Annotated in this window: 20 protein-coding genes and 2 pseudogenes; 10 read left to right on the top strand and 12 right to left on the bottom strand. The window is 64.6% G+C overall.

The window, feature by feature from the left end:
- The first annotated feature begins 32 nt into the window (after nt 1–32).
- The 5 genes from CH296_RS26745 to CH296_RS26725 are packed head-to-tail and all read left to right on the top strand — an operon-like array spanning nt 33 to nt 4,214.
- Nucleotides 33–947: an NAD(P)-dependent oxidoreductase gene (locus tag CH296_RS26745; RefSeq protein WP_094686037.1), complete on the top strand. Its 915-nt coding sequence runs from the start codon at nt 33–35 to the stop codon at nt 945–947.
- Nucleotides 944–1,978, top strand: coding sequence for a hypothetical protein (locus CH296_RS26740; protein WP_094686036.1), 1,035 nt, complete (start codon nt 944–946; stop codon nt 1,976–1,978). Before CH296_RS26745 ends, CH296_RS26740 begins: the two co-directional genes overlap by 4 nt.
- The gene (locus CH296_RS26735) at nt 1,975–3,036 is read left to right on the top strand and encodes an alpha/beta fold hydrolase (RefSeq protein ID WP_143546420.1); all 1,062 of its coding nucleotides are present in this window, start codon (nt 1,975–1,977) and stop codon (nt 3,034–3,036) included. Before CH296_RS26740 ends, CH296_RS26735 begins: the two co-directional genes overlap by 4 nt.
- A gap of 40 nt (nt 3,037–3,076) precedes the next feature.
- Nucleotides 3,077–3,496, top strand: coding sequence for a cupin domain-containing protein (locus CH296_RS26730; protein WP_094686034.1), 420 nt, complete (start codon nt 3,077–3,079; stop codon nt 3,494–3,496).
- Nucleotides 3,497–3,500: 4 nt separating this feature from the next.
- A complete protein-coding gene (locus tag CH296_RS26725; protein WP_094686033.1) occupies nt 3,501–4,214 on the top strand; it encodes an alpha/beta fold hydrolase in 714 nt (237 codons plus the stop codon).
- A gap of 129 nt (nt 4,215–4,343) precedes the next feature.
- On the opposite strand, the gene CH296_RS26720 is transcribed toward CH296_RS26725, so the two are convergent.
- Nucleotides 4,344–5,738, bottom strand: a complete 1,395-nt coding sequence (locus CH296_RS26720; protein WP_094686032.1) for an MFS transporter — start codon at nt 5,736–5,738, stop codon at nt 4,344–4,346.
- Here CH296_RS26720 and CH296_RS29710 point away from each other — a divergent pair.
- Nucleotides 5,641–6,666: pseudogene (locus CH296_RS29710) on the top strand (alpha/beta fold hydrolase). The gene CH296_RS26720 and the pseudogene CH296_RS29710 overlap by 98 nt on opposite strands.
- 126 nt (nt 6,667–6,792) lie before the next feature.
- Here the strand turns inward: CH296_RS29710 and CH296_RS26705 are convergent.
- Nucleotides 6,793–7,710 carry an SMP-30/gluconolactonase/LRE family protein gene (locus CH296_RS26705; protein ID WP_179277829.1) on the bottom strand — a complete coding sequence of 306 codons (918 nt, stop codon included), beginning with the start codon at nt 7,708–7,710 and terminating at the stop codon, nt 6,793–6,795.
- Between the two features lie 157 nt (nt 7,711–7,867).
- Between CH296_RS26705 and CH296_RS26700 the strand changes: the two genes are divergently transcribed.
- Nucleotides 7,868–8,632, top strand: coding sequence for an SDR family NAD(P)-dependent oxidoreductase (locus tag CH296_RS26700; protein ID WP_094686029.1), 765 nt, complete (start codon nt 7,868–7,870; stop codon nt 8,630–8,632).
- A 24-nt stretch (nt 8,633–8,656) separates the two neighbouring features.
- On the opposite strand, the gene CH296_RS29350 is transcribed toward CH296_RS26700, so the two are convergent.
- On the bottom strand, nt 8,657–9,112 hold the full coding sequence (locus CH296_RS29350; protein WP_373557312.1) for a S1C family serine protease: 456 nt from the start codon (nt 9,110–9,112) through the stop codon (nt 8,657–8,659).
- On the opposite strand from CH296_RS29350, the pseudogene CH296_RS29705 reads away from it, so the two are divergent.
- A pseudogene (locus CH296_RS29705) lies at nt 9,058–9,708 on the top strand (penicillin-binding transpeptidase domain-containing protein); the annotation flags it as partial. The gene CH296_RS29350 and the pseudogene CH296_RS29705 sit on opposite strands and share 55 nt — an antisense overlap.
- Nucleotides 9,709–9,750: 42 nt before the next feature.
- Here the strand turns inward: CH296_RS29705 and CH296_RS26685 are convergent.
- The gene (locus tag CH296_RS26685) at nt 9,751–10,749 is read right to left on the bottom strand and encodes an amidohydrolase (protein ID WP_094686027.1); all 999 of its coding nucleotides are present in this window, start codon (nt 10,747–10,749) and stop codon (nt 9,751–9,753) included.
- A 232-nt stretch (nt 10,750–10,981) separates the two neighbouring features.
- Here CH296_RS26685 and CH296_RS26680 point away from each other — a divergent pair, with 232 nt between their 5' ends.
- Both CH296_RS26680 and CH296_RS26675 read left to right on the top strand, forming a co-directional pair.
- Nucleotides 10,982–12,370 (top strand): MFS transporter, encoded by a 1,389-nt coding sequence (locus CH296_RS26680; protein WP_094686026.1) that lies wholly within the window; start codon nt 10,982–10,984, stop codon nt 12,368–12,370.
- 110 nt (nt 12,371–12,480) lie between these two features.
- On the top strand, nt 12,481–13,839 hold the full coding sequence (locus CH296_RS26675) for an SLC13 family permease (protein ID WP_094686025.1): 1,359 nt from the start codon (nt 12,481–12,483) through the stop codon (nt 13,837–13,839).
- A 115-nt stretch (nt 13,840–13,954) separates the two neighbouring features.
- Here the strand turns inward: CH296_RS26675 and CH296_RS26670 are convergent, their stop codons facing one another.
- From CH296_RS26670 to CH296_RS26635, 8 genes are all read right to left on the bottom strand, one after another.
- On the bottom strand, nt 13,955–14,761 hold the full coding sequence (locus CH296_RS26670) for an SDR family NAD(P)-dependent oxidoreductase (RefSeq protein WP_094686024.1): 807 nt from the start codon (nt 14,759–14,761) through the stop codon (nt 13,955–13,957).
- Nucleotides 14,762–14,812: 51 nt separating this feature from the next.
- Nucleotides 14,813–15,622, bottom strand: a complete 810-nt coding sequence (locus CH296_RS26665; RefSeq protein WP_256980582.1) for a FadR/GntR family transcriptional regulator — start codon at nt 15,620–15,622, stop codon at nt 14,813–14,815.
- 58 nt (nt 15,623–15,680) lie between these two features.
- Nucleotides 15,681–16,940 carry an acetyl-CoA hydrolase/transferase family protein gene (locus tag CH296_RS26660; RefSeq protein WP_094686023.1) on the bottom strand — a complete coding sequence of 420 codons (1,260 nt, stop codon included), beginning with the start codon at nt 16,938–16,940 and terminating at the stop codon, nt 15,681–15,683.
- A complete protein-coding gene (locus CH296_RS26655) occupies nt 16,940–17,767 on the bottom strand; it encodes a CoA ester lyase (RefSeq protein WP_094686022.1) in 828 nt (275 codons plus the stop codon). The genes CH296_RS26660 and CH296_RS26655 overlap by 1 nt, the downstream gene beginning before the upstream one ends.
- 87 nt (nt 17,768–17,854) lie before the next feature.
- A complete protein-coding gene (locus CH296_RS26650; RefSeq protein ID WP_094686021.1) occupies nt 17,855–19,039 on the bottom strand; it encodes a thiolase family protein in 1,185 nt (394 codons plus the stop codon).
- Nucleotides 19,040–19,092: 53 nt separating this feature from the next.
- Complete coding sequence (locus CH296_RS26645) at nt 19,093–19,872, bottom strand: enoyl-CoA hydratase-related protein (RefSeq protein WP_094686020.1); 780 nt, start codon at nt 19,870–19,872, stop codon at nt 19,093–19,095.
- A gap of 74 nt (nt 19,873–19,946) precedes the next feature.
- A complete protein-coding gene (locus CH296_RS26640; protein WP_094686019.1) occupies nt 19,947–22,211 on the bottom strand; it encodes a CoA transferase in 2,265 nt (754 codons plus the stop codon).
- Entirely contained in the window at nt 22,205–22,969 is a 765-nt protein-coding gene (locus tag CH296_RS26635; protein ID WP_094686018.1) for an enoyl-CoA hydratase/isomerase family protein, read from the bottom strand. The genes CH296_RS26640 and CH296_RS26635 overlap by 7 nt, the downstream gene beginning before the upstream one ends.
- Between the last annotated feature and the right edge of the window lie 7 nt (nt 22,970–22,976).

Raw genomic sequence — 22,976 nt, 5'->3', positions numbered from 1 at the left:
CACAGTCGGTCCGAACAATGGAGAGCTGAAAGATGGACATCGGATACATCGGCGTGGGCAACATGGGCGGCAGGTTGGCCCGCCGTCTGCAACGCAACTACGAACTGACGGTGTACGACCGCAGTGAGAGCGCGGTGGCCGCCCTGGTCGACGCGGGTGCCCGCGGGGCCGAGAGCGCGGCCGAGGTGGCCCGGACGTGCGATGTCGTCTTCCTGTGTCTACCGACCTCGGACCACGTGTGGTCCGCGGTGTTGGGCGCCGGCAGCGTTGCCGAAACTGCCCGGCCGGGAACCATTGTCGTCGACCAGACCACGGGTGACCCTGCGATGTCGCGGAAGATTGCAGAGAACTTGGCCGAGCGCGACCTCGTCTTCGTCGACGCACCCGTGAGCGGCGGGCCGATGGGTGCCGATCAGGGCACCATCTCGATCATGGTCGGTGCGGCCGATCCCGACTTCGAGAAGTTGGAACCGATCCTGCGGGTGATCAGCACCAACGTCTTCCATGCCGGGGGCGTGGGTAGCGGCCACGTCACCAAATTGGTGAACAACATGCTCTCGGCCGTGCACCGTGCGGTAGGTGTGGAGGCCTTGGCGCTGGCAGCGAAGAACGGGGTCGACCCCGAGCGAGCACTGGAGATGATTCTGGCCGGCAGTGGCCGGAACTTTTTTCTCGAAACGTTCGGCCGGTCGCACATTCTGGCCGGCAACCTCGATTCGGGATTCAGCCTGGGCTTGTCGCACAAGGACGTTCGGCTCGCATGTCGGATGGGTGACGAATCCGGCGTTCCGATGCTGTTTGGAAATCTGGTCAAGGAGTTCTACCAGATGTGCATCAACGACCGCGGTCCCGATGCCGGGGTCAACACGGCCGCGCTCGTGATGGATCGGATGGCCGGCACCGCCGTCGTTCCCGCTTCGTCGGCGCTCGATGGCGGTACCCGATGACGCGGGCCATCGACATCCGCACAGATGTGACCGATGCGGTGGGAATCGGTCGGCATGTCGAGACTGTTGCCACGGTCTACATCGGTGAGGACGTCGCCGAACCCGCAGTCGTGTGCTTCGCGTGGCCCGGAGGCGGATACGGTCGTCACTACTTCGATTTCGACATGCCGGACAGCGGCGGCGGCGGACAAGCCGGATGGCACACTCGCCGCGGCTGGATCTTCGTCGCGGTGGACACGGTGAACTCCGGCGACAGCACTCATCCGGACGGTGTCGCGCTGACGTACGAACACCTCACGGCAGCCAACGACGCCACGGTGCGGGCGATTTCGAGACAACTGGTGGAAGGGACCATCGCCGACGGCGTCCGCGCAATCGTCGACCCGACCACGATCGGTCTCGGACAGTCACTGGGCGGATCGCTTGCCGTACTCACCCAGGGGCAGTACGGAACGTTCGACGCCATCGCGGTTCTCGGCTTCTCCGGCCACCATACCAAGACCTGGGCACCGCCGTCGATGGCCGTCGGTCGTCGAACCTACATCCCCCGCGGAACGAATCTGGCGGAGTTGACGCCGGACGTCTTCGTTTCGGCCATGCCCGAGATGGCGTTCGACGACAACGCAATGCCGCTGTGCGCACCGGGTTTTCACCACCAGGCCGAGCCGGCGGAGATCGTAGCCGCCGACATGATCGATTACCCGGCGCGGCGGGGCGAGCTCCCGGTCTGGGCGAGCAGAACCATTCCGGCCTGCGCGGTGACGATGATGTCGCCGGGTGCCATCGCGTCCGAGGCGGCGTGCGTGGAGGTACCGGTGTTCGTCGGCGTCGGCGAACGCGACACGGTGCCTGCGCCGTTGTCGGAACCGACGGCCTACCCCAATTCCCGGGATATCACGGTCTTCGTCTGCGAGGGCATGGCCCACATGCACAACTTCGGTGGGACTCGTTTCCGCCTGTGGTCGCGGATTCACGGTTGGGGCGAGGCCGTGCACGCGCAACGCCGCGAGTCGGCCGAGCTACAGTCGTGACTCGCGCTGCGCACCGCACCTTCGGCGAACCCATAGAGTTGGCCGGCCAGGGGAGTTTCTTCGTCGGGGGTCGGATGGTCACTGCCGCTGGTAATTACGACGGGACCGTATCGACGTTCCCGCCCAACACCGGGCAGAGCTTCTGGGTGGACCAGATGTACGTGCAATATCAGATTCCCCGGCATCGGACCGGGTTGCCCGTCGTTCTCGTGCACGGCGGCGGCGGCACCGGTCGCGTGTGGGAGACCACCCCAGACGGGCGCGAGGGCTACCAGAACATCTTTCTGCGCCGAGGGCATCCAGTGTACATCGTCGACGCCCCACGCGGGGGTAGATCCGGGTTTCCCAGCTTCAACGGCGACGTCGGAAAGCTGGACGAGACACAGCAATTCGTGCCTGCCCGTACTCTGCGCCCCGGACGCGAACACGGTTGGTCTCGTTGGCGTCTGGGCCCCACGTATCCGCAGGTATACGACACGCAGGCCTTTCCGATGGATGCGGTGGACTCGTTTCTGCAGCACCTGCGGCCGCTGATCTCCGACGACGCCGACGTGGTGGCGGGCGCACTGACCGCACTGTTCGACGAGATCGGGGAGTGCATTCTCGTCACGCACTCCAATTCGGGATTGTGGGGATGGCTGGCCGCTGCCAGATCGAGTGAGGTGCGCGCGGTGGTCAGCTACGAGCCGGGTGTCGTCTTCGCGGAAGAATCTCTGCCGCATCCGATTCCGCTGTCGTCCGGCCTCGAGCCTGCGGGGACGACCGTGCCTGCGGCAGAATTCGATCGACTCGCGCGGATCCCCATTCAGGTCGTGTTCGGCGACAACATCCCCACCGAGCCGGTCGCGGACCTGCCCGCCGACAAACGGCGCGTTCAGGTGCTGGCGGCACGGCAATTCGTTTCTGCGCTGAACCAGGTGGATTCTCGTGCCCGAGCGAGCGTGTTGCTGCTGCCCGAGGTGGGTCTGCGTGGCAACTCGCATTTCATGTTCTCCGATCTCAACAACATCGAGGTCGCCGACCGACTCAGCGCTTTCATCGCCGAGAACGTTTTCTAGGCCGTCAGGCTGAACCGACTGCAACCGAGGAGTAATCACCGTGGACGTCATACCTTCCCCCGAAACCACGAGGGGACCGAGCGAGAAGTTCACCGGCGACGTGTGGATCGACGTTCTCACCAGGGGTGAGGGCGATATGCCCCTTCGAGTGAGCGTGGTTCGCTTCACTCCGGGCTCACGAAACGCCTGGCACAATCACATCCATGGCCAAACACTCTATGTCACAGAGGGTATCGGCCTCGTCCAGAGCCGCGGGGGAGAGGTCGTCGAGATTCGTGCTGGCGACACCGTCTACACGCCGCCGGGCGAGTGGCACTGGCACGGCGCTGCGCCCGGTCATGCCATGACGCACATCGCGATGTTCCAGGGCGCGCCGGAGGGTGGATCCGACGCCCAGTGGGGCGAGCACGTCACCGAGGAAGAATACTGCGCCTGCGCAGCAACGACACCCGCCGAGTGAGATCATGACGAGCGATATCGAGACCGACGTGACGCTGGTGCTGGTGCACGGTGCCTGCCACGGCCCGTGGTGCTGGGAAGACGTCGTCGGTCCCCTGACCGAGTGTGGATGGAAGGTCGATGCGGTCGAGTTGCCGCTCGAATCACTCTACGGCGACGCCGAAGTCGTCTCTCGAGCCGTACGCGATGCCCAGGCCCTCGGTGGTCGAGTGTTGTTGGTCGGCCACAGTTACGGCGGTGCCGTCGTCACCGAGGGTGGGAGCGGCGCAGACGCCCTCGTGTACCTCGCCGGATCGATGCTGGACGAGGGTGACAGCTGCGCCAGTGTCTTTCCCCGGATCGACACACCGGAGTTGGCCGACGCGGTGATCCTGTCTTCAGACGAGAAGTGGATCGAGCTGCATCCGCAGAATGCGGTGCCCGCGTTCTACAACCGCTGCAGAGACGATCAGGTGGCGCGCTCGCTGAGACGGTTGCGGCCGTTCGGTATTGCGGCCCAGCACGAGAAGATCACCACGGCTGCGTGGAGAACCGTGCCCACCAGTTACATCGTGTGCACGGACGACCGCGCCATGGCACCGGCGTATCAGCGCGAACTCGCGGCGCTCGTCGGCGACTCCGTCGAACTGGACGCCGACCATTCGGCCTTCTATTCCGCCACCGATCAGGTCGTCGACCGTCTCGACGAACTCGCCCGCAGGGTGGCCGGACGTACCTGACCCACGGCCGCGTCGACGGCGCGACGACAGCTGCCCCGGAGTTCGATCGAACTCCGGGGCAGCTCTCGTGTGCGGACCGCGCAGGACAATGCCGTCAGGACGGCGATTCGGTATCGAATCGGTTGTCCGTCAACGAACTTCGACCTCGTCGTCGACCTTCGTCCCGACGTCGGCGTCCCTGTACGCCGCGTCGAGCTCGGTGAGACTCTGTGCCTTGGTCTCGGTCAGAGCGAGGACACACAGCAGGCTGAGCAAGCACAGACCCGCTACGAACACACCGAATATGATCCCGCCCAGTTCGAAGCGCGCAGTCAGGTAGGCGCCGACGAGTGGCGGTACGGCACCGCCGAGGATACCGGCCAGGCTGTAACTGAATCCGGCTGCGGTGTAACGGTAACGAGTGTGGAAGAGCTCGGATACGTACGCGCCCACCGGGCCGTTGGCCATGCCCGCGATCATCAGTGTCAACGGCACGGCCAGAGCGAATGCCACCCGCGACTTCGTTTCCAGGATCGGGAACAGTACGAGCGACCAGACGATGCCGGTGGAGACAGCGATGATGATCGTCCGCCGACGGCCGATACGGTCGGAAATCCACGCGCCGAAGAATGTCGCCGCGAACAGGCAGACGCCGCCGACTATTGCAATGGTGAGCACGTAGTTACGCGAGAGTCCGAGTACCGCTGTGCCGTAGCTCGTCATGTACGGGCCGGCGACGTACGACAGGGTGAACGCGGTGACCTCGGTTCCTGCCGCCAGAAGCAGAATGCGTGGCTGCTTCTTGAACGCTTCGAGGAACGGCAGCTTCAATGTGCCGTGTCGGGCAACCTGTGTCTTGAAGACCGCAGTTTCCTCGATCGTCAGCCGGACCCACAGGCCGATACCGACCAGAACGATGCTGGCCAGGAAGGGAATTCGCCAGCCCCAGCTCACAAAGGTCTCATTGGTCATCGACAGGCCGCTGACCAGGAACGTCGCGTTCGCCAGAATGATTGCGGCACAGGCACCCAGCAGTGGAACGGCGGCCCAGACGCCTCGCTTGGCTTTCGGCGAATTCTCCGATGCGAAGAGAACGGCACCTGCCCACTCGCCGCCGGCCGCCAGGCCCTGCAGAACCCGCAGCAACACGATCATGATCGGCGCGATGACACCGATCTTGTCTGCTGTGGGCATGAGTCCGACCAGGCCTGTGGCGATACCCATCAGCAGCAGTGTCGCAATCAATGTCTTCTTGCGTCCCAGGCGGTCGCCGAAGTGGCCGAACAGAATCGATCCGAACGGGCGTGCAACGAAAGCGACACCGAAGGTCGCAAACGATGCCACGGTCCCGGCTGCGGCGCCCAGAGCGGGAAAGAACACCTGCGGGAAAACCAGTGCAGCGGCAGTGCTGTAGATGACGAAATCGTAGAACTCGACCAGCGTGCCGATGAAGCTGGCGAACGCAATCCGTTTCATGCGGCGAGGGTCGGTGTGTGCGACTGCCTTCCTCGGCCCGTCGATCCCGTCGAGTGAATGTTCTGCCATCGAATCTCCTAGAGGGGGCCAAATACGGGGAAACCCGACACTGCGGGGCGGAGCCTTCCGCAACACGAGACGAAGTTGTGGAGCGCAATCCACAGGGTGTGATGCTAATCACGAGTTCCGTTATAGTCAATGGATAGACCATTTGGAGACAGGGCAGCGGGTTCCGCATGGACCGACGTGTCTCGATGGCGGACGATGTCGAAGAAGAAGGTCGATCATGCTCTCGAACAGCACTTCTGGTGTCTCGATCATTCTCGTCCACGGAGCGTGTCATGGGCCGTGGTGTTGGGAATCGGTCGATCCACCGCTGCGCGCACTGGGCCACTCGGTCAGTGCTGTCGACCTGCCTCTTCGATCGCTGTACGAGGACGCCAGGGTGGTGCGTGAGGCGATCGAGGTCGCGCGTCGAGACGCTTCGTTCGTGCTGCTGGTCGGTCACAGCTACGGGGGCGCTGTGGTGACCGAGGGGGGACATCAGGCCGATCACGTTGTCTACCTTGCGGGTTCGATGCTCAAGCACGGTGAAGGAACGGCGACTGTGTTTCCGAGGGTGGCCACACCCGAGTTGAGGGCAGCCGTCGTCCGGTCTGCCGACGGCGAGACGGTGGCACTCGATCCCGAACATGCCAGGTAGGCCTTCTACAACCGTTGTCCGCCCGATCTTTCGGATCGGGCGATCGCCAGGTTAAGGCCCATGCGAACCTTGGCTCAGCGCCAGACGGGTACGCGCCCGGCGTGGCGGGACGTCGCGTCGACGTTCGTCGTGTGTACCGACGACTATGCGATGAATCCGGCCTATCAGCGCGAACGTGCCACTTCGGCCACGTTCACCACGGAACTCGACGCCGACCATTCGCCGTTCTACTCCGCTACCGATGCGGTCGTGACACTACTGGACGCGCGTGCTCGTGCGCTGAACGCGGGTTAGCTCGAACGCGTCTCGAGAAGGTTCAGCTGTGGACATCGTGTCCCGCTGCATCTCGACGCCGCCGGTCGGCACTGGCGAAAGGGCGAATGCCGCCCGGCGGCGTCTGTCGGTGTGGTGGGTCGCTGCTCAGGGTGCGAGCGCGACCGCCGTTGATTCGATCAATCCCGTGGCGTGTGCGGTCGCGTAGTTCGAGTTGGAGGTTTCGGCCGTGCAGCACAGCACCGATCCCTCGAATTCGAGGACCGAGAAGCACGCTTGCGATGCCTGCACATGCTGACGTACCCGGCCGCCCTGTTCGACGCAGTGTGCGCCGGCATTGCCTGGATCGGCGACCCACACCGTTCCCTCGGGGCCCAGCGCCAGGCCGTCGGGAGAAATCGGCCCGCCACCGGGTGCCGCAGTTGCCAGGTCGGCCCACACTCGTCGGTCGGTGAGCGTGCCGTCGGCTCCGATGGTGAAGGCGGTCAGTCGAAAACCGAGGGTCTCGGCGACGACCAGGGTGTGTTCGTCGACCGCAACGATTCCGTTGGGGAAGCGCATGTCGGGCGCGGCATCGTGAACGCTGCCGTCGGGGTCGATGCGGGTGACGTGTCCGGACGGTGGATTGGCATCCGGGCCGAACAACGGATCGGCGTCGGGTTCTCGTTCGAGCAGGCCGTAGTAGTCGAAACCGAAGTCGCCCACCCATGCTCGCCCGTCGTCGTCGACGAACATGTCGTTGATCGCTCCGACGGCGATCGAGCTGAGGTCGGCGTGCTCGACGACCTCGCCCGAGGGTTCGAGCCGCAGCAGTTTCAGGTCGCGCATCGAGACGATGAGCATTCTGCCGTCCGGTAGCCAACCGAGGCCCGATGGCTGGTTCGGAACCGACGCGATGGAGGTGTGCTCGTACGTGTGCGGATCGATGCGCAGAATCTCGAATGCGTAGACGTCGGAGATGTACAGGGCACCGTCCGGTCCGCGGCGCGCTCCTTCCGGGAAGTGCAGGTCCTTCAGGACGACCTTCGTGTCGGGGGGTGATGCGGGAGGCTGGTGGTGTGACATGGTCGACGACTCCTGAATGTGACTAGGGCTAAATGGTTCGACCATAAACACAGCGCGCGAGATGTGTCAAGCATCACGATGAGTGTCGACAGTGTGTTGTGTCGTGCGTGCATACGGGCTAACGTCCAATGGTCTGTCCATAAATGTGAGGTGTGCCATGAAGATCGATTTGTCAGGCCGGGTTGCGATCGTCACCGGAGGTGCGCAGGGCATCGGCAAGGCAGTGGTCGAGGCCATCCTCGGCTGCGGCGGGTCCGTCGGCATCCTCGACCGTGACGTAACGGTGCTGGACGACGTGGTCTCCGACCTGAACGGACGCCATCCCGGATGCGTGGTCGGCGTACGGGCGGACGTGTCGTCCCAGTCCGACGTGATCGACGCCGTCGCCGCGGTTGTCGCTGCACTGGGGCCGGTCGATCTGGCCGTGAACAACGCGGGAATCGCCGGACTCCCGGGCCCACTGCACGACACCGGATCCGAGAACTGGAATAACGTGCTGGGTGTCAATCTCGACGGAGTCGGATTCGCCCTAATGGCCGAGATCGAGTCGATGCTGCAGGCGGGTAAGGCCGGATCCATCGTCAACATCGCGTCGGTCGAAGCCCACACCGTGCTTCGGGGGTTCACGAGCTACACCACCTCCAAGCATGCCGTCCGCGGATTGACCAAGGGTGCCGCAGTGGATTACGCACCCCACGGCATCCGGATCAACAGCGTCTCGCCCGGGGTGACCGCGACACCGCTGACGATGGCCGACGGTCAGCGCGAGGTCACCGAGCGGCTGGCCGAGAACATTCCCCTGGCACGTTTGGGAACACCCGAGGACATCGCCGCTTCCGTCGTGTTCCTGCTGTCCGACCTGTCCGGATACACGACGGGTGCCGACCTCGTCGTCGACGGAGGTTTCCTGCTCCGCGACTGATCGACCGGCTGGGCACCGGGCCGCTCATCCCGCCACGATGATGGCGTCGGCGACCAGGACCGCTCGGTCGATGGGCACCGCAAATCCGATCCCGATGTTGCCCGACCCCCGGCCTCCCACCGTGGCGATCGCGGTGTTCACCCCGACCACCCGCCCTGCCGTATCGACGAGTGGACCACCGAAATTGCCCGGGTTGATCGAGGCATCCGTCTGTATCGGAGGACCGCCGCCGAGGGTGTTGCGCGCCTGCCGATCGACGGCGCTCACGATACCCGCCGTCACGGTGCCTCTGAGGCCGAGCGGGGAACCCACGGCCAGCACGGACTGTCCGATCCGCAGTGCCCCACTGGTACCGAGCGCCACGGTCGGTTGTGCGGTGCCCGCGACGCGCAGCACCGCCATCTCGCTGTCCGAATCGGTGTCGCCCCGTTGTCTGCATGGCCGTTCGCCTTGGCCTGCGCTCCTACCTCGAGCCCGGATCTTTCGGGGGCGAGCAGAGCACGGCGGATTTCCAACGAAGCCAAAATCTCGGTTCGTTCGCTCTCGGTCCGGCCTGGATCGACCCCCTCGAACTGTCGAATGTCGGTGCGGCGCTGACATCGGGGGCATGTGGTGCCCGCCCAACCCCGTCGAGTCGGTGGTGGACCAGAACGGAACTCCGGTTCCGCTGCCGTCGGAGGCCTGCGAGCAGGTGGTCGATCCCGGTCTGGTGAACACGTCGGCGTTGGCGATGAGCCGAGACGATCAGCCGGGCGGAACCGCCGCGACCCGCGGCCCGATCCGCCGGATGGACGCTGCCGATGTCCGGCAAGACCGGTACGACGGAGTCGAACATGTCCTCCGGCTTCCTGGGATTCACCAACCGGTACGCCGGTGTCGTCTACACCTACGGCGACTCGCCCGAACCGGGCAAGATCTGCTCGTACCCTGTGCGCACCTGTTCGTCGGCATACCTCTTCGGCGGTAACGAGCCGGCCCGAACCTGGTTCGACGCGATGACGCCCATCGGAGCCGACCTCGGATCTGTCTCGCTACCCGAGGTCGATCCGCGCTACGTTCGCGGTGCTCAGAATGGACCGTTCTCCGATTCCGCAGACCGAGCCCGCTAGGCCCTCCGGTCACAGATCGATTCGGTAGACGCGAGCGGCCGTCCCGCTGAACAGTTGCACTCGCTCGTCCGCCGAGTAGTCCGCGACTGCGTGCTTGAGGCTGTTCCACAGGGTGCGATAGTCACAGGTGCGGCTATCGAGCGGGAAGTTGCTCTCCATCATGGCGCGGTCGGCTCCGAATGCCTCGATCGCCGTTTCTATCAGCGGTTTCCACTCTGCCGCGAGAGCCTGGTAGCTCATCGACGTGCGATCCCCGCTCGGCCAACCCCAGAACGGCATACCGAATCCGCCTACCTTGCACGTCACGTTGGGCCGTCTCGCCAGATCGTGCAACGCTGCGGTCCACCGCGCGAACACCTCGGCCCGCTCCGACTCGGTCGTGTCGACTGCCATGGGCAAGCCCAGATGGTCGAGCACGATGGTCGTGTTCGGATGCCGGTCGGCGAGCGCCGCGATCTCGGGAATCTGTGTGTGGAACACGGCTGCGTCGAAGCTGAGCCCGCGGGCCGCGAGCTGACCGAACCCGTCGTCGAAACCCGGTGCCTGGAGGATTCCGCGCGGCGGGGGATAGGTCATGAACCGGTACGGTGCCGGACTCGGGTAATCGAACGCATTCTGGCGTACCCCACGAAGCTGGTTCGGTGACGCGTCGACGAAGGCATCGAGGGCGTCGGCGATCGCGTGTCCCGCGGTGAGGTCTGCGAATCCGATGATGGCGGCCGCTACCCGGCATGCGGCGGGTTCGACGCCCGCGGCCGTCGCGGACAGGGTGGTGACGTAGCCGATCTCACCGACCGGACGAAGCAGTTCGGGGCCGGTGGTGAGGGCATGAGCCTGCGTTTCGACGTAGACGGTGGCGGCGATGTCATGGCCGACCTGCGTATCGGTCATCAGATCGTCGATGGTGTACGGCATCGGGGCTCGGTCGTACAGGTGATGATGGGCGTCGATGATGCGCAACGTCGGGTCGACGATCACGTCGTCCTGGTCGCTTTGCGATTCGTTCACGAAGTCGAACCCCGTCTGTCGAAAATGGATAGCACGCGTGATGGTAGCCACATCTGCGCCAAATGCCAATGGACAGACCAAAAAATTCGCTCCGTGATCTCGATTACAGCAGTCGAGTCCAAGTGACCCTTGACACAGGCATTTGGTAATACCATTCTTAGTGCCAGACGTTCTGATTGTCGGCAGCCCGCCCGGGTGGTTCGAGCCAGGACTCGGACCGAAGGAAGATCGGATGACAGAACACCTCACGTCGGCTCAAGGGAAGCCCGAGTCGTCATCGGGTACCGCAGCCTCGGACAAGGCCGAGGGCAAACAGCGCCGCAAAGTAGTCGTCACCGCGATGATCGGATCGGTCATCGAGTACTTCGACTTTCTCGTTTTCGCTACCGTTTCGAGTCTGGTGTTCGGCAAACTGTTCTTTCCCAGCGACAACGAGTTCGTCAGCACCATGTTGCAGCTGTCGACGTTCGCGGTCGGCTTCCTGGTCCGACCAATCGGCGGAATCATTTTTGCCCACCTCGGCGACCGGCACGGCCGCCAGCGGGTGCTTTTCGCGACGTTCATGATGATGGGCGGCGCTACCGTTCTGATCGGCTTGCTCCCCACCTACGCCACCATCGGCGTCGCGGCACCGATCATTCTGGTTCTTCTGCGCATAGTTCAAGGCCTGGGTGTCGGCGGCGAATACGGCGGTGCCATGGTCATGGTGCTCGAACACACCAACAGCACTGGCAGGCGCGGTCTGTACGGCGGCCTCACCGCCAGTAGTTCCTCGGGCGGCTTCCTTCTCGCCTCGGCCCTTCTCGCCGTCCTGACGGCGGTGACCACCGAGCAGCAGTTCGAGGACTGGGCCTGGCGAATCCCGTTCCTGCTCAGCGCAGTTCTGCTGGGTATCGGTTTCTACCTACGACTGCGCATCGAGGAGACGCCCGTCATGAAGGCCGCCGTCGCCAACGGTGAAACGGTCCGAAGCCCGCTGATGGAGATCTTCCGGAAGTATCCGCGCGCCGTGCTCGTCAGTGTGCTCATGCCCACCGGAATGCTCGTGTGTTATTCGGTGGCCATGGTCTTCAGCGTGTCCTACGTCACCGCAAATTCGGATGTGTCGACACCATTTCTGTTGGCGATGATCACCGTGGGACAGGTCATCTACGTATGCTCGACCATCCTTGTCGGTGCTTGGTCGGACAAGGTCGGGCGCCGGCTGCCGATGATGATCGGAGCGGGCGGCCTGATGGTCTGGGGCTTCGCCTACTTCCCGCTGGTGCTCTCCGGTTCGGGGTTCGGCATCGTCATCGCAATCACGGTCACCCTCGTTCTGATCGGTTGCATATACGGCCCGTTGGCCACGTACATGTCCGAGCTGTTCGGAACGGGCGTGCGATACACCGGCCTGTCGTTCTCCTATCAGGTCAATGCCGCCATCGTCGGCGGCCTCACGCCGCTCGTCGCCGCAGGACTCTCCGAGGCCAGCGGGTCGTGGATTCTGGTCGCAGTCATGATGACCGTCGGTTCGGTCATCTCCTTCGGCGCCGTCGCAGCGGGTCGAGATACGCGCGGTAGCGACCTCAACGACACGCACGAGGAGCAGGAAGCAGCCGTCGCCGCCCGCGTCGACTGACAGTCCCGCCGCGCTCCGCGGCAGCCGGTGACGCGGCTGCCGCGGCTGCCGCGGAGCGCAGTGCGTTGTTCGGCTACACATCTCACCGAAATCTTCGCCGAAAGGAAACTATGGTTTACGCAATTTCGTTCATCGTCCTGGCGATCATCTTCGCGGTCGGTACGACCACCACCATCAACATGGGAGTTCTGGCTTTCGCGGCCGCGTTCATCGTCGGTGCCGCGGTGTCGGGCATTCCCGTCGCCGACATCATCGACGCGTTCCCCGGGTCCACGTTCCTGATCGTCTTCGGAATCACGTTGATGTTCGCGATCGCCAAATCCAACGGAACCATCGACCTGATCACCCATCACGCGTTGAAGGTGGTGCGCGACAAACCCAAAGCCATTCTGTGGATGATGTTCGCCCTCTCCGCATTGTTGATGTCGCTCGGTTCCGTTCTCGCCGCGGGCATCCTGGCGCCGGTGGCGATGCCGCTCGCGGCGCGATACCGCATCAAGCCCTTCCTCATGGCGGCGATGCTCGCACACGGTGCATTCGCGGGCGCGTTGTCGCCGGTGAACATGTACGGCGCGTTCGTGAACGGGCTGGTATCGAGTTCCGGATTCACCCCCAATCCCGGGCTCATGTACATCGTGCCGTTCGTGCTCAATCTCGCTCTGGCCGTGATCGTCTTCGCGATCTTCGGCCGCGGAGTAGGCCGGACCGAGGTGGAGGGCACCGGTTCCGAGAGTTCAGGTTCGGGTGGTTCAGCCAGCACGACAGGCCGGCCGGCACCCGAGGGCGGCGTGGGCGGCGGTAGTGGAGTCGGCGGTGGAGTCGGACTCGAGACCAAGAGACTGCAGACCGTGCAGGTCGGAACCGAGGTTCCACTGAACCCGGTACGGCTGGCAACCCTGATCGGAATCCTCGCTCTGGTACTCGGTTCCGTTTTCTTCGGTCTCGATGTGGGTGTCAGTTCCCTGTGCATCAGCGCGGCATTGCTGCTGCTGACCCCGAAGGCCTACCCGAAGGTGCTCGACAGCCTGCCCTGGCCCACCATCGCGATGGTGTCGGGAATGTTGACGTACATGGCCGTGCTCCAGCAGAACGGAACGCTCGACCTGTTCGGCGAGGCAGCGTCATCGCTGGGTTCGCCGATACTGACGGCGTTGGTGCTGTGTATCGCCGTCGCCATCGTCTCGGCGTTCGGATCGTCGCTGGGAACCCTGGGTGTCGTTCTGCCGCTTGCTGCCCCGCTGTTGGTCACCGGGGAGGTCAACGTCGTGATCATGGTCGCCGCGCTGGGATTCTGCGCCACGGTCGTCGATGTCACGCCGTTCGGTGCCGCCACCGCCATGACGATCGCCAGTGCGGATGAGAAGGACCGTCTGCCGCTGCAACGAAAGATGTTGGCGTACTGCGGTGTCATGGTGGTCGTCAGCCCATTGCTGGTGTGGGGACTGGGAATCGTTCCCACCGCTCTGTAGACCATCAACAGCGAGAACCCCTACCAGCGCGGACAGCTACGACTCGAGGCCTCGGCCGAGACCCATTGGTTTCGGCCGAGGCCTTTGTCTGTTTCTGTCTGTGGTGTGTGCGTAATCAGTCCTTGGCGGGAAGCGGAACATGCGTCAGCAGAGACTGATCGAACCCGCCGTCGACAATGATGTCCTGGCCCGTCACATATGCAGAGCGGGTGCTCGCCAGCCACGCTGCGCAATCAGCCAGATCCTGCGGTGTTCCGACGCGGCCGAGTGGGATCGCCGCGTTGCGCGCGTCGACCACACGCTGATCGAGGTAGATGGTCTCGGTCATCGGAGTGCGAATCATGCCGGGCGACAATACGTTCGAGCGGACACCCGATCCGGCCCATTCCAGCGCCAAGGTGCGCGAAAGCATGGACACAGCCGCCTTGCTCGGCGAATAGGCACCCGAGTTCGGCTGCGGATTGGACGCGCAGATCGACGACACGTGCACGATGGAGCCGCGACCGCGGGTGCGCATGGCAGCGCCGAAAGTCTGGGCGCACAGTAGATATCCGGTGAGATTGACGTCAATGACCCGCTGCCAATCGGCGAGGGAGATGTCTGCGAGCGGCCCGGGACGAACGATGCCGGCATTGTTGATCAACACGTCGACCTCACCGAACCGTTCGAGTACGCGGTTCGACACCGTCGTGACGGCATCGGGATCGCTGGTGTCGATGGCCATCCCGACCGCGTCGACGCCCAGCTCGGCAGCTTCGTCGGCTACCGCCGCCGCCTTGTCCTCCTGCAGGTCGAGTACCGCGACCCGCATTCCGTTGCGGGCGAGTTCGAGTGCGATTGCTGCACCGATGCCACCGGCTGCACCTGTCACCACGGCAGTGCCGCCGCGTAGTTTCAGCCAGTTGTCTTCGGGCTCCGTCATTGTCGGTCTCCTTCTACTAGTTCGAGCGGCAGGGGAGACCACCGACGTCGGCTATTCCGTCGAGCCGTCTTCGGACTGCGTTTCCTCCACCAGGAACTCCTCGAGTTCGGCGGCGGCGGCGGCCACATGGGCCGTCATTCGGCGTTCCGCTTCATCGGCGCGTTGTCCGACGATCGAGTCGGTGATCTTGTTGTGTATCTTCGCAACTGATCGACGCACGTCCTGGGTGAGTACCGATTCCATCTCGGTGGAACGGTAGATCGCCGGAGACAGCGCGTGCATCATGGAGATCAATATCCGGTTGTGGCTCGCTCGGGTCACGGCGCTGTGCCAGTCAAGGTTGGCGCGGTTGAACTCGAGGTGGGTTCCGTCGATCGTATTCATCAGGTGCTGTTGCGCGTCGTTGAGCGCGGCCACATCCTCGTCGGTACGGTGGAGCGCGGCCAGACGTGCACTCGATGGTTCGATCGCTTTTCGTGCGTCGAGTAACTCGGCAAGTGCAATCTTTCGGCTTCGGATCAACATGTCGAGAGAATCGGCGACCAACTGAGTGGACGGATGCCGCACCACGGCACCGCCGCTGCGTCCGGTGCGAATGTGGATCAGCTCCTGCACTTCCAAAATACGTAGTGCTTCTCGTACCGTTGTGCGACTGACCTGGCACGTCTCGCTCAAAGCTCGCTCCGCCGGCAACAGATCGCCGATGGAGTAGATTCCGTTGACGATGCGCGTACGCAATTCCGCCGCGAGGACGTCCGACGCCTTCTGCGTTTTGATGAGTGGCAGAACACCGGTCATCGGAACGTCGGTCTCGGTTCCGAACGCCGTGGCGTACGGGTCGGCCTCGGGCTTGGTGGACATGCATGCTCCTTATGCTGCGTGGCGCGCCGGGTCGAGCGTCCTCACGGATGGCGGCGAACTACTCCGTTGGTGTGCTGTCGAGCATCTCTCGGTCGTCCGGGTGTGCGACCTCGATCAGACGCCGCCTACGTTCGGTCAGGGAGGCACGTCGTAGATCGGCGATGCCGAACTCCGTTACCACCATATCGACGTCTGTCCGCAGGGTAGTGACGACACTGCCCTTCAGGGCCGCAACCACCTTGCCCGCACCGCGGTTGGTCCGCGATCCCAGAGCGACGACGGACAGACCGCCCGCAGCTCGCGCGCCGGCGCGGAGGAAGTCGACCTGACCACCGACCGCGCCGATGTACCGGGACCCGGCCACCTCGGCGTTGATCTGCCCGGACAGATCGACCTCGATCGCCGAGTTGATGGCGGTGAACGTGGTCAACCGGCTCAGTTGCGCGTCGGAATGGGTGTAGTCCAATCCGCGCGTGGACAGGGCAGGATTGCGATCGGCCCACTCGTACAGTGCGGCCGTCCCCAGGATTCCGCCGGTGACGCTGAGCCCGTTGTCGATTTCCTTGTGCTCGTTGGTGACGACGCCGCGTTCGATCAGGGCCATCAGCCCGTCCCCCAGAACGCCGGTGTGGACGCCCAGCCCACGATGGCCGTGCAACGCAGCCAACGCCGCCTCGGGGACCGCGCCGATTCCGATCTGCAGGACAGCTCGATCCGGGACGATCTCGGCAATGTACTGCCCGATCCGCTTCTCGGTCTCGCCCGGCACGGCCGCTGCCAGCTCGGGCAGTGCCCGGTCGGTCGAGATGGCGTAATCGATTCTGTCGGATTCGATTCCATCGTGCCCGAAGGTGTGCGGCATCCGTTCGTTGATCTCGGCGAACACCACACCGGCGTTCATCGAGGTGAGCGCGCCGAGGTCGGCCCCAGCACCGAAACTGTGCACACTGTCCACTGCGGGCGATACCTGCAGGAGGGCGATGTCGAGTTTCAGATTGCCCGACCGGATGTCGGCGACGAGTTGCGACCACTGCATGGGTAACACTTCGGCGCGGCCCGATCGAACCAGACGCTGACTCGTACCCACGCCGGCCAACGCGACGATGCGGAACGAGTCCTCGGGAAGCTTCTCGACGACGTCGCCCAATCCGTGCGAGACGTACACCGTGACCTTCTTCTTCAGTCCGGACACGCGGGCCAGGACTTCTACGAGCGCAGTCGGTTCACTGACCGCCTGTGGCAGCAATATGCTTCCGCCGTCGCACAACCGTTCGGTGAACGCGTCGACCAGGTCGTCGATGTTCTCGATCATGAGCATCAGGGCATCCCTCCGGCGGCGACGAACGATCGCGCCTGTTGCAGCAGCGGGGCGTCGACCATTCTGCCGCGAAAGGTGAACGCGCCGTCGTGGCCGGCGGACTCGGCGAGAAGTGAAACGGCCCAATCCAATTCGTCGGCCGAGGGCCGAAACGCGTCGAGTATCACCGGTATCTGCTTGGGATGGAGTGCGATCTTCGACGAATATCCCATCAGGACGGCATCGGTCGTCTCCTCGCGCAACCCGTCCGAATTCTGGAGATCGACGAACGCGCCGTCGATCGCCGGTTTACCGGCTGCACCTGCTGCGAGCAGGATGTGCGGCCGCACGTACTGCACCAGGGGGAGATACGTTCCGTCCGCACGACGGCTGGACCGGCCACCGAGAGCAGCGGTCAGGTCCTCCCCGCCCCAGTGCAACGCAACGCAATTGACCTCTCGCGCAATGGCTCCTGCGTTGGCAACCCCCAGGGGTGTCTCGCAGATAGCCGCGACCGACAGCCCGGCGAGAGCGCGGAACTGCTGCGGATCCTCCGCTTTGGGCAGCATGACCGTGACGCCGTGGCGACGACACAGCTCGACGTCGGCGTCGTACCATTCGGTTCCGGTGCCGTTGATGCGGACGATGACGCGATCTGCCGTCAACGATCCGTCGGTGAAGTGTTCGTCGACCGATCGACGCGCGGCGTTCTTGTCGTCCGGCAGGACCGAGTCCTCGAGGTCGACGATGATCTGCTCGCTGGCGGCCAAAGCCTTCGAGAAACGTTCCGGCCGGATTGCCGGGCAGTACAGCAGAGTGGTGGCGAACACCCGTTCCTGTGACGTCATGGTTTCGCCTTCCTCGCGCCCGCCGATTGTGCGTAGTAGTTCAATGGTCAGACCTTACCGTTGTATCGAGTCCGTGGAGGTGAAATGTCAGTGCACGCGGCGGAACAGGGCCGCCAGAGCTTGCCCACCGCCGATGCACATCGTCACGATGCCCAGCTCCAGGTCACGACGGACGAGGTCCTTGGCGACTCGAAGCGTGAGTATTGCGCCGGTCGCGCCCACCGGGTGGCCGAGGGCAATCGCTCCGCCGTAGGGGTTCGTCTTCTCCGGATCGAGTCCAGCGTCACGAATGACCGCCACGGCCTGCGACGCGAACGCCTCGTTGAGCTCGACGACGTCGATGTCCGCGGGGGTGGTGCCGGTCTGCTCGAAGAGGCTCTGCAGCGCTAGGACGGGGGCGTAGCCCATCAGCTCGGGCTCCATCGCAGCCGTGGTCACCGCCACCAGTTCGACCGACGCGGTGAGGCCGCGCGCGGCAGCGGCGGATTCGCGGGCCAGTACGAGCGCGGCACCACCGTCGTTGATCCCCGACGCGTTGCCGGCCGTGACACTGCCACCCTTCTCGAACACCGGACGCAAGGCCGCCAGCGTTTCCATGGTCGTCTGCGGACGCGGGTGCTCGTCGACCTCGACGGTGACCGGCTTGCGGCCCTGGGTCTGGATCGGAGTGATCTCGTCGGCAAAGGCCGCTTTCGCGGCGTCGGTGGCAGCGCGACGCTGCGATTCGAGTGCGAACTCGTCCTGCTCGAGCCTGGAGACCTCGTACTTGCGCGCGACGTTCTCCGCGGTCACACCCATGTGGACGTTATGGAAAGGGTCGGTCAGCATGCCGACGGTGCCGTCGACGAGGGCCCGATCGCCCAGCTTGTATCCGGAGCGAGCCTCGAAGTCGTAGAACGGCATTCGCGACATGCTGTCGTTTCCGCCGGCCAGGGTGAAGTCCGTACCACTCCACCGCATCTGCATGGCGGCCGACCACACTGCCTGTAACCCGCTGCCGCACAGTCTGTTCACGGTGTACGCAGGTGTGCGACGAGGCATCCCCGCAGCCAGTGCGACGCGTCGTGCGATATAGGCGTCCGGGCCGACCTGTCCGATGCACCCCATGACGACCTCGCTGATGTCCTCGGCGGCGACGCCGGACCGCGTCAGTGCGGCTTTGGCTGCCGCAGCACCGAGTTCGTGGGCGGGTACGGAGGACAGGACTCCGCCGAAGCTACCCACCGGTGTCCGCGCGCCGTCCAGTATCAGAATTTTCTCGGCCTCGGCCATAGTCGTGTCTTCTCCGTGTTCGTGAGTGTGCGTTCGGATGTGCCGGTGAAATGTCAGGAGTCGGTGAAGTCGGGCTCACGCTTCTCCAAAAATGCCGCCATGCCTTCCTTCTGGTCGGCGGTGGCGAATCGAGATTTGAAGAGGGTCCGCTCGAGTCGTATCCCCTCGGCGAGCGGCGATTCGAAGGCGCTGTTGAGTGCCTGCTTCGTCGCGGCCAGAGCAGGTTTGGACATCGTGGCCATCGTCGCCGCGGCCTCGATGGCCTCGGTGAGGTATGCGCCGTCGGTGACCACGCGGGCCACCAATCCGGCGCGCTCGGCCTCGTGCGCGTCGATCATGCGCCCCGTGAGGCACATGTCCATGGCCTTGGCCTTACCGACCGCGCGGATCAGTCGTTGGGTGCCGCCGAATCCGGGGAGGATCCCGAGCTTGATCTCCGGCTGACCGAACTTGGCGGTGTCGGAGGCAATGATCAGATCGCACAGCATGGCCAGCTCGCAACCGCCGCCCAAGGCGTAGCCGGACACGGCTGCGACGAGAGGTGTTCGCAGTGTCGCGAGCCGATCCCAGCCCGCGAAGACGGCCGCGGAGTCGAGATCGCGCAGCGTCTTGCTCGCCATCTCGGAAATGTCGGCACCGGCAGCGAATGCTCGTTCTCCGCCGGTGATCACGATGGCTCCGATGCTGGGATCGGAATCGAACGCCGTTGCGGCGGCGAGGATTTCCGACTCCACCACCGAGTTGAGCGCGTTGAGGCTCTTGGGCCGATTCAGGGTGATCAGACCGACGCCCGGCTTCGGTGTGTCGACGACGATCGTGTCGAAGGTATCCATGACTTCTCCTCGAAAATGCGGCGGGTCGTTTTCTCGACGACACGCCGGTATGCGGTAGCTGGACGGATTGTTCGTCAGGCGGAGCTGGGGCCGCTCGAATCGGCCCAGTGCGAAATCGCGGCGGTATGTTCGCCCAACAGTGGCGCTCGCCGCGTGAATCCCGGCCGCGATCCATCGAAGTCCCACGGCGGCACAAAGATTCGCTCACGTCCACCGAACGGGTGGTGCAGACTCACCGACGCCTCGTCGCCCAGATAGATGCGTCGAAGGCGGTCGTCGCCCCACGCCACAACCGGGGCTGCCATCCCTCCGCACGCTTCGATCAGCGCGACCACGTCCTCGTGAGAACGGGTCGACGCCCACGCGTCGACCGTGTCCCAGAAGTCCTGCTCACCGGCGGACGTCGCGGCCGCGACCGTGCTACGGAATTGCGCGAGTGACTCCTCGGTGCCGAACGACATGGCCACCCACTGGTCGTCGCCGGTCACCCGGCAGGCGAACTGCGCTGCCAACCGTTCGTCGGCTACACCCTCGGCGTGCGCACGGCGACCGGTCAGCTCCCGTGCGACGGGCAACCGGAGGGTGTTGAGGATGCACTCGAGTTGCGACATGTCCAAGTAGCTGCCGCCGGTGCCACGGTCCCGGTCGATGAGCGAGGACAGCACGGCGATAGCCCCGTACAACCCGGCGACGGGATCGGCAATCGCGAACGTGTAACCGCCCGTGACGCGATCGGGTCCGTACCCGACCAGGGATTCGTACCCGGCCAGGCCGCTCATGACGGTGGCGTAGCCGCGGGTCCGCGCCAGCGGGCCCTGCTGCCCGGCAACCGACATCGACAGCATGACCATCTCGGGGTTGCTCCCACGGAGCGCGTCGAACCCGAGACCGTTCTTCTGCAGCACTCCGGGACGCATGTTCTCCACCACGACATCGCACGTACGTGCCAGATCGGTGAGAACGGTGACGGCGTCCGGATCCTTCAGACTCGCTTCGAGACTGAGCTTGCCTGCGCCGTTCTGGTGGAAGTACGGCGTGACCTCCCACTCCGGGCCGGACCGGGGCACCCCGTCCGCGTCGACGGTTCGACCGCGCAACCGGGCACCGTCCTTACGGTCCGGATGTTCGACCTTGACGACCTCGGCTCCCAGGCTCGCCAGGATGCCGGTCGTCATGGGACCGGACCACACCCAGGTGAAGTCGAGGACGCGGACATCGGCCAGCAACCGGGTGGGATCGGCGACGATCGTCTGCGGTAGCGACAGCGGTCGGTTCGATGCGGTATCGCCTGCGGAATCGGAATTCGGGGCTGCCAGCCGCCGGAAGGGCAGACGCATGCCGGACAACGCTCCGTCGTCGGCCTTCGTCCAGAATCCTCGTTCGGCGAGCTGCTCCTCGCCCATCGCCGCGGCCATGCTGGACACCGGTGCGGCGACGAAACCGTACTCGTGCGATTTGGCGACGATCTCGGCGATGGTCAGGCTCTTGGCCCACGCGCCGACGTACGTGTCCACTTCGTCGGCGCAGTTCAGAGCGACCCAGTAGGGGTCGCGGTAGTTCTCCGCGTCTGCCCAGGACGGGTTGCCCATGGCGTCGATGATGCAGGACCAGTCGCCGTGCGAGCGCCCGACCATTCCGATCAAGCCATCGGCGGCGTCGAAGATCGCCAGCGGATACGGGCCGGAGGACCCCGCCGAACGGCGGCCCTCGCGGTGCCAGGTACGCGGGTACCCCTCGAACATCTTGGTGTTCATCCCGACCAGATACTCGAGCGAGCTCGCCACCGACACTTCGAGAGTGTGGCGACCGAGCCGAGCGCCCTTGTGCCGGTAAACCAATGCCAGCACGGCCGCGACGGTATTGAGACCCGCGATGGATTCGGCAACGCCGGTGGGCAGTCGAAGAGGCGACTCGCCCGACTCACCGAGGGCCACCGCCACGCCTGCCGCGCTCTCGGCGGTGAACGGGGATCCTCGACGTGCGACGCTGCCGTCGGACCGCGACGCGAACGCGGTGATCCGGGCATCGGTGCGATAGCGGATCCACTCGGGCGTGTTCGAGGCGTCGTGCACGCAGAGCGCCGAATCGTCGATGAGAACGTCGAATCGGGTGTCCGCGTGCCGGTTGCGGTCGAGCGTCTCGGTTCCCGCCGAATACATGAACTCGGCGTGCCGCGGTACCAGGCATCGGTCACAGGACAGGTCCGAGCGGTCGAGCACGGCGACGGCGGCACCGAGATCGGCCAGGATCGAGGCGCTCAGTGCGGCAGCGGGTGAATGCGACACCGCGGCCACGGTGAGGCCGGCCAGTGGGAGAGCGGTCGTCTTCTCGTTCAGCATCCTGTCCACACCGGCTCTCGCTTTTCCTTGAACGACAGGGGGCCCTCCACCGCATCGGCACTGCGGTAGACCGGGTCCCAGATCTCGTCTGCCACATCGAATGCGCGCGTGCGCCCGTGTTCGGCGGACTCGTACACCATCTTCTTCGATGCCATCACCGACAGGGGAGCGTTCGCGGCGATCGTGCGAGCGAGTTTCTCGGCCTCCGCCATCAGGTCGGCCAACGGGCACACCTTGTTGACCAGTCCGACCTCGTAGGCCCGCTGTGCGGTGATCGGCGCGGCGGTCATCAGAATCTCCATCGCGATCCTCGGTGGGACGAGCCACGGAAGCGGAGCTGCCCACGGTGCGCCGCGGCCCACGCGAGCCTCGGTGATACCGAAGGTGGCGGTGTCCGCCGCGACGACGAGGTCACACGACTGCGCCAACTGGAAACCGCCGGCCAAGGCGAAGCCGTTGATAGCTCCGATGATCGGTTTGTCCACGCGGACATTGCGACCGGGCTGCACCAGGAAGTCGGGCGGAGGAACGCCGAGGCTCGTCTCGGCCATCTCCTTGAGATCTCCGCCGGCACAGAATGCGCGGTCACCGGCTCCGGTGAGAATGAGGACGCGGGCGTCCTCGTCCGCGTCGAAGTCGGCGAACCCCGCGCGCAAACCTTCTCGAACCGCCTTGTCGATGGCGTTTCGCTGCGCCGGCCTGTTGATGGTCAGGCGTGCGATACCGTCGCGCACGTCGTACAGAACCTCGTCTGCCATTGTCGTT

Origin of the sequence: Rhodococcus sp. 14-2496-1d (assembly GCF_002259365.1) — a bacterium.
Lineage (GTDB): Bacteria > Actinomycetota > Actinomycetes > Mycobacteriales > Mycobacteriaceae > Rhodococcoides.
This window is presented reverse-complemented; position numbering and strand designations above follow the sequence as displayed.